Source organism: Methylococcus capsulatus str. Texas = ATCC 19069, assembly GCF_000424685.1.
GTDB lineage: Bacteria > Pseudomonadota > Gammaproteobacteria > Methylococcales > Methylococcaceae > Methylococcus > Methylococcus capsulatus.
Genome location: NZ_AUKJ01000016.1, coordinates 511,531 through 522,133, shown reverse-complemented (window position 1 = coordinate 522,133; position 10,603 = coordinate 511,531). Strand labels below are relative to the sequence as shown.

The following is a 10,603-nucleotide window of genomic DNA, read 5'->3' as shown; positions in this document are numbered from 1 at the left end:
AGCAGCGCGACCTCCGCCTGCTTCCCGCGCGTGCCCGGCGCGATGCGGTTCTGATGCGAGAAATTCAGCGGGTCTGGCACGCCAATAGGTAGGTGTATGGCGCCGACAAGGTCTGGCGCCCGTTGAACCGCGAAGGTATCCAGGTCGCCCGTTGCACGGTCGAGCGCCTGGTGAAGCGGTTGGGGCTGGCCGGTGTGCGGCGCGGCAAGGTGGTGCGCACCACGGTGCCCGACCACGCCGCCCCATGCCCGCTGGATCGGGTCAGCCGGCAATTCAAGGCGGCTCGTCCCAATCAGCTGTGGGTGTCGGATGTCACCTCCGTCTCGACCTGGCAGGGCTGGTTGTATGTGGCCTTCGTGATTGACGTGTTCGCCCGTCGCACCGTGGGCTGGCGGGTCAGTCATTCAATGCGGACCGACTTCGTCCTGGACGCACTGGAGCAGGCCCTGTACGCCCGGCAACCGGAACGCACCGATGCCCGGGTTCACCACAGCGATCGAGGCCCGCAGTATGTCTCCATCCGCTACACCGAGCGCCTGGCCGAGGCCGGGATCGAGCCCTCCGTGGGCAGTCGTGGCGACAGCTATGACAACGCCCTGGCCGAAACCATCAACGGCTTGTACAAGACCGAGCTGATCCCCCGCCGAGCACCCTGGAAGAGCCGGGAGGCCGTCGAACTCGCCACCCTGGAATGGGTAGCCTGGTTCAATGACCACCGCCTGCTGGAATCCATCGGCTATGTCCCTCCGGTCGGGGCTGAGGCAAACTACTATCGTCGGCTCGCCGACAGAACCGTGGAAACCACTTAACTCAAACCATACAGCCTCCACAGAACCCGGGGCGATTCAGGTAGCCTCGTGCACCAAAGTCCCGGACCGGGTATAGAGCGCGACGTATCGTGTGACGGTGTCGACCTCGACGACGAAATCCCCGCCTGCATCCTCGGTGCGACGCGCATTGCCGCTCCAAGCCACGAAAAGCCAGGTACCACCGCCATGATCGGTCCTCCTTTGGGACAGGCTCTCGCTCCATTGACGGCAGGAACCGGGCCATAGATGGAACACTGGACAAGACCCTGTTTTACCGGTCGTTTCACGTCGTAGGCAAGGAAGAACGGAACGGCTCGAAGGTCGTAAACGCCTCAATCTCGCCTGGCCTGCAAGGAAGGCGCCGACAACCTCACTTCACCCCGGCCACCGGCCGCATCTGGGTATCGCATCGGCCGCCGACGCCGACGGTTTTGGCGACCGCGGGCGCCTGGCAGTTTTCTCCCCGGTCCTCGAGATGACAGCGCAGCTCCAGCGGTCGGCCCGTGTTCAGCCAGACCGGGGTGGTGCGGTAACGTCCGGGTTCGCCGAATTCGCAGCCCGCGGGAATGCCGTAGGGCAGGCAGCGGGCCGTGGGCTTGAGATCGACCTTGCGGGCGTCGATGACGAAACCGGGATAATTGTCGACGATCCTGATTTCATCCCGGTCGTCTTTGGCGGTCACGAGGAAATCCCGAAAGAAGTAGCCGCCGTCTGCACGATCCTCCACCTGAATCCGGGTATTGGCGATGAGGGCGAAATCCCGCCCCTTCCGGGCCACTGCACCGGTGATGTACTCCGCCCGCTCGTGGCCGGGGAAGCATTTGCCCATGGCCGGAGCGTGGTAGTAGTGCTTGAGGCTCTTCAGGTCCGTGAGGGGAACGAAGGGAAAGATTTCCCTGAGGTCCGCATCATCGCCGAACAGGATGCGCTGCACGTCCGGGAGAGTCTGCGCGTACATGGCCTGCAGCTTGGCGTAGCGCTCGGTCTGACTCAAGTCCTGGCGCAGGAAGCAGGCCGTGAGACCCGTGACTTGGGTGAGGTATTCGTCCCAGATATTGTATTGCGAGGGCCTGGACGCCACTCCCTGGAAATCTCCCGGGGCGCCACAGCCCTGGCCGCTGCTGCAGCCTTCCTTGCCGCGGTTGCGGATGGACAGGGCGATGACGTTGCGTTCACAGGCACCGTAGGCATTGCAGCCCCGCTCCAGATGCCCCTCGAACAGGGCGGTGCGCATGACGTAATCGAGCTGCTTGGCCTGCTCCAGTGCCCGTGCCGGCCAATGGCCGGGGTTGGCCCGAGCGAACTGGTCCCACGCGCGGGCCAGAGCGGAGCGTCGGCCGGTGAGACTGCCGTTGGCGCTTTCACACTGAGGCGAGTCGTGGAACGCCTTTACGATCCGATCCAGCTCGCCCTGGTCCGGCCTGACCGGCCGGCGGGCCGGCTCCCGTGGCGGATCGAAGAAAGGAGCTTTTTCCATGGGATAGAGCTTGCGGACGTCGATTACGTGCCGGACCGAGGCATCGCAATGATGGTTGGCGACGACGAGGGTCTTGCGCTCCGCCACGGCCTGCTTGAATTTCTCCGCCGAGGCGGGAGTGGCGGTACGGGAATCCACGACGAGTTTGAAACCGACGTAAGGCGTACCGGTGGCGTCGGTCAGCGGTTGACCGTTCTTCAGAACCAGGCATGGGATGACCGAACTGCCCTGGCTCAACGTCCCGGCCGGCGAAGCCGGGCCGTTGCGCAGGAAAGCATCGGCGTCATAGTACGGAATATCCAGCGGCCCGTTGAACTGGTACAGGGTCATCACCGGCGTGGCCGGAATGGCCAGGGCGAGTCCGGGCACGGCGGCCAGCGTGAGCAGCAGTCTTTTCATGGTGAAAACCTCGAGATCAGCGCTCGAATACCGCGATGGACTCGACGTGGGCGGTGTGCGGAAACATATCCATGACGCCGGCCTTGAGCAGACGATATCCGTATTCGTGGACCAAAACGCCGGCATCGCGTGCCAGGGTGGAAGGATTGCAGGACACGTAGACGATGCGCCCGGCTTTCCAGTTCGGCACGCACTGGAGGATTTCCAGGGCGCCGGAGCGAGAGGGATCGAGCAGCACCTTGTGGTATTCCCGGCCGGCCCAGGAACCGCAACTTTCCGGCTTCGACAGGTCGGCAACGTGGAATTCGACGTTGCCGATACCGTTGTCCGCCGCATTCCGGATCGCCCGCGCGACCGCTTCCGCGCCTCCCTCCACGCCGGTGACGTGGCCGGCGCGGCGCGCCAACGGCAAGGTGAAGTTTCCCAGGCCGCAGAACAGATCGAGCACGCGTTCCTCCGGCTGGGGATCGAGCGCCTGCATGACCTGGTCGATCATCTGGCGGTTGATCGCCATGTTGACCTGGGTGAAATCCAGGGGACCGAAGCGGAAGGTCACTTCCCATTCCGGGAGGCTGTAGCTCAGGTCGTGTGCGGTCTCCGGATAGACCGGAGCGACCGAGTCGCGCCCTTCCCGCTGGATGTAGACGTCCAGACCCTGGTCTTTGCCAAACCGAGCCAGTCTGGCGAAATCCTCGGCGGTCGGGTCCTCCAGCACCCGGAACACCAGCGCCGTGCGCTCCTCGCCGACCGCTGCCTCGATCTGTGGCAGCCGTTCCCGCAGCGAAAGACCCTCGATCAACTCGGCAAAGGCCTGGATGCGCTCCCCCAACGCCGGATGCAGCACGGGACAATCGGTCATGTCCACGATCTTGGCGCTCGCGTGTTCGCGGAATCCCACCAGCTCCCTGCCCTTCTTGGCCACGTAGCGCGCCCCGAGCCTGGCCCGGCTGCGATAACCCCAGTGCGGTCCCCGCAGCGGCGGGAACTGAGCCGCCGGTTCGACCTTGCCGATACGGCGGAATTGATCCAGCAGCAGATCTTCCTTCAGGGCGATCTGGGCGTCTTCGGACAGATATTGCAGACTGCAGCCTCCGCACAGGGCGAAATGCCGGCAACGCGCCGGCACCCGGTCGGGCGAGGCCGTGACGATCTCCACCACCCGCCCGGCGGCGTAGTCACGCTTGATTTCGGTATAGACGAAAGTGACGTCTTCGCCCGGCAAAGCGCCATCGACGAACACCACCCGGCCGTCGACGTGGGCGATCCCCTTGCCGTCGTGGGCGAAAGATTCGATGTGCGCTGCGATCGGCTCGGCCGGCAGCGGCTTTCTTTTGCCTCGATGACCCATCTTATTCCGGAAATACGCCTGTGGAGAGATAACGGTCGCCGCGGTCGCAGATGATGACGGCGATCACCGCGTTCTCCACCTCCCGCGACAGTCGCAGGGCGGCTGCCACCGCACCGCCGGAGGAAATGCCGGCGAAGATGCCTTCCTGTGCCGCCAGTTCCCGCGTGGTCGACTCGGCCTCTTCCTGGGTCACGTCGAGGATGCGGTCCACCAGCGAGGGATCGTAGATCTTCGGCAGGTATTCCTGCGGCCAACGCCGGATGCCGGGGATCCTGGCCTCGTCCTTGGGCTGGACGCCGATGATCTGGATCGCAGGATTCCGCTCTTTCAGGTAGCGTGCCGTGCCCATGATGGTGCCGGTGGTGCCCATGGAGCTGACGAAGTGGGTGACCCGCCCCTGGCTGTCTCGCCAGATTTCCGGCCCCGTGCCTTCGTAATGGGCGCGTGGATTGTCGGAGTTGGAAAACTGATCGAGGATCTTGCCCTCGCCCCGAGCCTCCATCGCCCGTGCCAGGTCGATGGCCGCCTCCATGCCGCCCGCCGCCGGCGTCAGGATGATCTCGGCCCCGAAAGCCTTCATCGTCGCCCGACGCTCGGCGCTCATGTTATCGGGCATGATCAGGGTCATGCGGTAGCCCTTGATGGCCGCCGCCATGGCCAAGGCAATGCCGGTGTTGCCGCTGGTCGCCTCGATCAACCGGTCGCCTGGCTGGATGTCGCCGCGCGCTTCGGCGCAGCGGATCATGCTGAGGGCCGGCCGGTCCTTGACGGACCCCGCGGGGTTGTTGCCTTCCAGCTTGGCCAGAATGAAGTTGGCGGTGTCGCCGGGCAAGCGCTGCAAACGTACCAGCGGCGTGTTGCCGACGAAGGATTCGATGGTGGGAAACATGGAGCGGCCTGCGGAAAATTTCTGTTGGCGCTTATTGTAAGGAGTAATGACCGAGCGGTTTTCTCCGGATTGACCGTCAAACGGCCAACGGTGTGTTCATCGGACGTTGCCGGCTCATTCACCATGATAGCGGTGATTCGGCCTGGAGATGTCGCAATACAGCTGATCCGGCTGGCAGCTCTCGGACTCCAGTTGCAGCGTCGTATGCGCAATACCATAACGTCGAGCGAGCAGACGGGTGACCCGCCTCTGCAGCTCCTCGCCTTCACTGAGCCGGATGTCGTCCGTCACGATATGAGCGGACAGCATGCGCAACTGCCGCGAAATGCTCCACACATGGAGATGATGCACCCCATGCACACCTTCCACCTGCATCATGTCCCGCACCATCGAACCCATGTCCACATCCCGCGGCGTGCTTTCCAGCAGGATGTCCATGACTTCGGCCATCAGCCCCTTGGCGTTCCAGAGGATGAGCAGCGCTATCAGGACGCTGACCGCCGGATCGAGCCAGTACAGACCGGTGTAGCGGATCGCCACACCCGCGGCGATGGCACCGAGGGTTGACACCACATCGCCCAGCAGATGCAGGAAGGCGCTGCGCATGTTCAGGTCGTCGTGGCTGCCGTGATGGACGAGCCAGGCGGTGAAGGCATTGACCAGCAGCGCTGCCCCACCCACCCCGATCAGGATGTCGGCCTGAACCGGAGCGGGACTCAGGAGGCGGACGTAGGCGTCGTAGAGAATGTACAAGGCAACGCCCACCAGCCCGGCCGAATTGGCGAGGGCGGCAAGGATGCCGGCTCGGTGGTAGCCGAAAGTCTTGGCCGCGTGCGCCGGCTGGGCGGTCAACCGCATGGCGTACCAGCTCAGGCCCAGCGCCAACACGTCGCTCAGGTTGTGCACGGCGTCGGTCAGCAGCGCGAGGCTGTTCGCCTTCCAGCCCGCCAGCGCTTCGAACACGACGAAGCCGCCAGTGAGGATCAACGCCCAGACCAATCGCCCTTGCGCTCCGGCGGAATCAGCCGCATGATGGTGTTCGTGGTCGTCGTGAGGCACAGAGTTCTCCAGGCCGCGCGAAAACACCGATTTTAACGGATTTGCTGCACCGGCAGCTGCCCAGCGCCCCGCATCATCCGCTTTACGAAAAATCCGATCAGGTCATCCCATGACAAGACTTTCCCGGCGCATCGCATGCGCAATCCTGGCTTCCCCTTTTTCCATCGCCCCGGCTTTTGCCGACACCACGCTGCAATATCAGGTCGCCGGAGAAAAAGCGCCGCAGTCGCTGTTCGTCAAGGATGGCCAGGTACTCATCAAGTCGGCGGGGGGTGATGGCGAACTGGACATTCTATTCAATCGATCCCGAAACGCGGCATTTTTGATCGATCACCGCAAACAGGCCTATATGCCCGTCACCGAGCAGCGGGTCGCCGAACTTGTATCCCAAGTCCAGGACGTACAGCCGCTCCTGCGCGGACTGGGCGAACAGTTGAAAAAAGTATCTCCGGAACAAAGAGCCAAGTGGTCGGACATCCTGGGCGGCGTCGACTTGGACCGGATCACCGCCAAGTCGGAAGACAGTCGGCCGATCGTGCTGGCGCAAGTGGGCACTGCAAAAACTCAAGGAGGCTATGCCTGCAGCAAAGTGGAATTGCGTCAGGGCGGGGACAAGAAGGGCGACATCTGCCTGGCATCGGCGGAAACGCTCAAGCTTCCGGCCGGAGACTACGAAACCCTGCGTGCCATGCTACTGTTTTCGTCCAGAATCGCCGAAAAAGCCAAGGGGGTGGCGGCACGCTACGTCGATCTCGGGCCGCTGCCTACGGTAAACCTCACCGACTATCCCGGTATCCCGGTCGAACTCCACGACGCTTCGTCCCAACAGGCCGCCACGTTGACCCTGAGCAGGGTCAACTCGGACGTCTTCCCGCCCGGCGTCATGGCCATTCCGGAGGGCTATGCGGCGAAAAAGCTCAAGTTCTGGTGAATCCTCAGACGACGTCCGTCACGGCCTGAACGGAGCGCGGAGGCTCCTTGGCCCGCAGTCGCGTGCGCTGGGCCAGAAGCGACAGCGACACGACCACGATCAGGGTCGCCAGGCTGAGCTCCAGCAAGACGAACGCGCCAATCTTGAAATAGGCGAAAACCGGATGGGCGAAACGGACCAGCCAGCCCGCCGCCTCATCCGCCACCGCGCCGAAAAACGTCAGGCCGGTCAGCCAGACTTTCAGGCCGGTCGGCAGGGGCGTGAACAACACGAGGTGGGCGAGCGTGACCACCAGCATCCCCATCGAGAACAGATGGAAATGCGTGACTTCCAGCAGACTCTGGTAACTCCGGGGCTGGGTGAATTTTTCCGGCGAGCCGAGGTAATACTCGACCACCGATTGCGCCGTCAACCCCATTTTATGGAAATACATCAGGCCGTTGCTGACCCAGAACAAAGCGATGTACCCCAGAAACAAGAGCACCACGGCATTGAGCATCATCTGCCGATTCTGCTCCCCGGTCACGAAAAATCGCATCATTCACCTCCGGCAGGATGCGCCTGCCTGAATATCGCCTTGACCTTCCGGACACTGGCCAGTGCAGCCACCGAGCTCAGTGTGGCTCCGGATACCGCGTCGATGCCGTTGCCCGGTATCAGTTGTTCGATCGTCCTTCCTTTCATCAGTTCGAACCACCGCGCCGCCGGCTGATATTCCGGCGGCTCGTGGAACGCCAGCACTTCCACGCGCCCCACCTCGCCCGTCGGGGAAAGCACGATCAGGAGACTCTCCGGCTGGGTCCGCACGGTGTGGGATTCGATGGCCGCGAATCCCAAGGACTTGCCATCCCGTTCGGCGGTGTAAAACGTGAACAGGCCTGAATCGAGCTTCACCCGCGCCTCCCGCTCCACCGCGGCGATCTGCTCGTCGGTGAGAAACACCGGCTCCGCCGTCACGGACACACCTGTGCCGAATGCCAGTTCGAAAGCCTCCTCCTGACTGTGATAGACCGTTGCACAGGCACTTGGCATCACTCCCAGCAGACAAACCCCTGTCAGCAGGGCAGCAAAAAACCCGACCTTCCCTTGCCCCGATTCGCCTCTGGAAACACAAAATTGACTGTGCAAAGAAAAATACTCCTCAATGTCATTTGCAAGCTCATGCTACACCAAAGACCGTGCCTTACGGACCACTCTAGGTCATGAAAACGTCAAAATCCGCTGAGGACGCGGTAAACGATCTTGTGGTTGTCGGCCGCCAGCACTTCGGCCTTCAGATTCCGGAAAGTGATGGTGGTCGGGAATGTGTCAGCCGCATAGCTCATGTCCAGCGTCACCATCGGCCGGTCGAAATCGCCTCCCTTGTACTCCATGAACCGGAGGCTGAGGGTATTGTTGGCGAAACCCTGATAAATCAACTCGTAGCGGAAGGCGCCACCGTGCGGCACGACAATATCCTGGGTCTTGTACGGCAGCCGGGGGGACAGCGGCTGTTTGATCCAGGACGACTCCGGCGCCACCCGGACGTGATCGAACAGGCCATCGCCCGTTTCGTCCGAGAAACAGGCCCTCTTGTAGGCACCGATCAAGGGATCGATGTACATCAGCTTGTCCGAACAATAGACTGGGTCGCTCTGCACCGTTGCCGGAAACACCGGATCACCGGCATCGACGAAGACCGCGCCCTCGCCGACCACCTGCCGGCTCGATTCGGTGAAGACGGCTCCCTTGCGGTGCCAGTAATTGTAGACCGTGAACATGCGTCCGCCGGCCGGCGCCTGTGCCTGTTGTCCCAAGGACGGCTCGAGCCCCGACACGTCCGAGAAATTCGACTGGTCGACGACCGGTGCTGGCGCGCAGGCGACAACCGCCAGCGCCGCCGTCACCCACAGAAGTCTGCGAAATAGCATGGATTTTTCCTCTGGACTGGATTGCTCAGTAAATGAACCCGACGCCGAGGTTGAACTGGCCCGGCAGTTGTCCCGCCCCGGAACTGATGTTCTGATAATCGGCCTTTATGACGATGTTGGTGATGGGTTTGTAAGTGAGGCCCGCCTGGTAGATGCGCCGATCGTAAAGGCCGTCGTAATCGGTGAAGCCGTCCGGCACGGTCGCCAGGGTATTGTAACGTTGGTAACGCACGAACGGCGCGAGGTACTGGGTGGTTCCCTGCCACAGCCAAGGCAGCACGTCATAGGCCCCCTCCACATACCAGCCGTAATTGGAGCTGCCCACCGTCTCGCCTTTGGCCTCGCTGAGTATCGCCGCATCCCCGATCCCCCCCCAGGCTCCCAGCGCCCGGAATTCGAAGCCTCGGTAGTGCCATTGGAGGTGACCTTCGTAGAGCTGGGTGAACACGTTGGGCTTCTGCGGACCCGCAGCGGTCATGAAGACATTGCCCTGCCCCGCATCGCCGAGGAAGGTCGAGGCGCCGACCATCAGCCCCGGCAATTCGGGCGGCATGTAGTCAACCCGACCGGTAAACGCCAGATTCTCCGCGAGAGCCTGGCTGCCACCCTGGCGACCCTCTCGGATGCCGAACGAATCGAAGCCCTCCGCATTGAGACCATTGATGCCGTAGGCGCGGTAGACCAGGCCGGGCACGATTTCCCCATGTACGCCAACGCCCATTTCCCGCCAGGTCGTCGGGATGATCAACTGCTCGACCTCGGGACGCCGGTTGCCATGGAAGAATGTCGGCTCGTGGATCTCGTTGATGAAGCCCATGGGCACCAGCATCAGACCGGTACGGACGTTGGCCCGGGGATCGAACAGAAAATCAAGGTACGAAAACTCGACGGAAACCTCGCCCTTCTCTTCGCTCCCCTCGCCGGTCGATCCGTGCTCAAACTCGATTTCGTTGTTGAGAACGATCCAGTCGTTGAACTTGTAGCCCGCGTAGAGAACGAGTCTGGCCATGTCGGCCGTGTTTTTCTGCTGCAGCGATTTTTCCACCCCGTCGTTTTGAAAATTGGTGTAGAAGAATTCGCCGTAACCGCCGATCGATAAGCCTCGCTTATTCATGTACACCTGGGAGGCCGCCGGCGCCATACCGTACATGCTCTTGTATTCCCGCTTTTCCGGGATGATCAGCGAAGTCTTGAGTTTTTCGACCTCGGCCGCCAGGATATCGGTCTTGCGGTCCGATTCGGACTTGACTTTTTTCTTGCCGGCCTCCTCAGCCGGCTTTCCCGGCTCGGACGGCGCTTCCCCCTTGCTGGCCGTCTTGAGATCCTGCACTTCCTGCTTGACCTCCTTCTGGACGGTCTCGGTCTGGCCGAGCTTGGTCTTCAGCGCTTCGATTTCCTGTTGTTGCTGCTGGATCACTTTCCAGAGCTCTTCGACCGAAGGCATCTTCTGAGCGGCAGCGGCCTCTCCCGCAATACCGACGGAAAGAAGGGCGGTGGATAATGCCGCCCGGAGCGGGTTCGGCCTGACTGGTGGTGCATTCATTGCTGACTCTCCCCTTATAAAAGATAACACGCTTGCAAATGCGATTGATTCGCGTTTGAATGAACATTAGCATCTGCATCGGAACGTTGCAAGTGCCCTCTGAAGGAAGGCGTCCCCTTCCAGGGATGACGGGAAGCGCCGGAAATCGGACAGCGGTCAGAGGTAGCGCTTGCCCCTGCGCCAGAATTTAACGAGAATAGTTCTCATTATTTACTCGAGCAAGAGAGAGGGGAACCTC

Annotated in this window: 9 protein-coding genes and 1 pseudogene; 2 read left to right on the top strand and 8 right to left on the bottom strand. The window is 62.0% G+C overall.

Going from position 1 to position 10,603, the window contains the following annotated elements:
* Positions 1–809, top strand: a pseudogene (locus tag H156_RS15800) (IS3 family transposase); the annotation flags it as partial.
* A 370-nt stretch (positions 810–1,179) separates the two neighbouring features.
* On the opposite strand, the gene H156_RS0104555 reads toward H156_RS15800, so the two are convergent.
* The 4 genes from H156_RS0104555 to H156_RS0104540 all read right to left on the bottom strand — a co-directional run bounded on the left by H156_RS0104555 (position 1,180) and on the right by H156_RS0104540 (position 5,981).
* Positions 1,180–2,685 carry a hypothetical protein gene (locus H156_RS0104555; protein ID WP_017364322.1) on the bottom strand — a complete coding sequence of 502 codons (1,506 nt, stop codon included), beginning with the start codon at positions 2,683–2,685 and terminating at the stop codon, positions 1,180–1,182.
* Positions 2,686–2,701: 16 nt separating this feature from the next.
* On the bottom strand, positions 2,702–4,033 hold the full coding sequence (gene rlmD / locus H156_RS0104550) for a 23S rRNA (uracil(1939)-C(5))-methyltransferase RlmD (protein ID WP_017364321.1): 1,332 nt from the start codon (positions 4,031–4,033) through the stop codon (positions 2,702–2,704).
* A gap of 1 nt (position 4,034) precedes the next feature.
* Positions 4,035–4,922 (bottom strand): cysteine synthase CysM, encoded by an 888-nt coding sequence (gene cysM / locus H156_RS0104545; RefSeq protein WP_010961148.1) that lies wholly within the window; start codon positions 4,920–4,922, stop codon positions 4,035–4,037.
* A 114-nt stretch (positions 4,923–5,036) separates the two neighbouring features.
* Positions 5,037–5,981, bottom strand: coding sequence for a cation diffusion facilitator family transporter (locus tag H156_RS0104540; protein WP_017364320.1), 945 nt, complete (start codon positions 5,979–5,981; stop codon positions 5,037–5,039).
* A 109-nt stretch (positions 5,982–6,090) separates the two neighbouring features.
* Here H156_RS0104540 and H156_RS0104535 point away from each other — a divergent pair, with 109 nt between their 5' ends.
* Positions 6,091–6,912, top strand: coding sequence for a hypothetical protein (locus tag H156_RS0104535; protein WP_017364319.1), 822 nt, complete (start codon positions 6,091–6,093; stop codon positions 6,910–6,912).
* Between the two features lie 4 nt (positions 6,913–6,916).
* On the opposite strand, the gene H156_RS0104530 is transcribed toward H156_RS0104535, so the two are convergent.
* From H156_RS0104530 to H156_RS0104515, 4 genes are all read right to left on the bottom strand, one after another.
* Positions 6,917–7,453 (bottom strand): hypothetical protein, encoded by a 537-nt coding sequence (locus H156_RS0104530; protein WP_017364318.1) that lies wholly within the window; start codon positions 7,451–7,453, stop codon positions 6,917–6,919.
* The gene (locus H156_RS0104525; protein ID WP_010961152.1) at positions 7,450–7,944 is read right to left on the bottom strand and encodes an FMN-binding protein; all 495 of its coding nucleotides are present in this window, start codon (positions 7,942–7,944) and stop codon (positions 7,450–7,452) included. The genes H156_RS0104530 and H156_RS0104525 overlap by 4 nt, the downstream gene beginning before the upstream one ends.
* 179 nt (positions 7,945–8,123) lie before the next feature.
* Positions 8,124–8,822 carry a hypothetical protein gene (locus H156_RS0104520; protein WP_017364317.1) on the bottom strand — a complete coding sequence of 233 codons (699 nt, stop codon included), beginning with the start codon at positions 8,820–8,822 and terminating at the stop codon, positions 8,124–8,126.
* A 25-nt stretch (positions 8,823–8,847) separates the two neighbouring features.
* Positions 8,848–10,365, bottom strand: a complete 1,518-nt coding sequence (locus H156_RS0104515; protein WP_017364316.1) for a hypothetical protein — start codon at positions 10,363–10,365, stop codon at positions 8,848–8,850.
* Between the last annotated feature and the right edge of the window lie 238 nt (positions 10,366–10,603).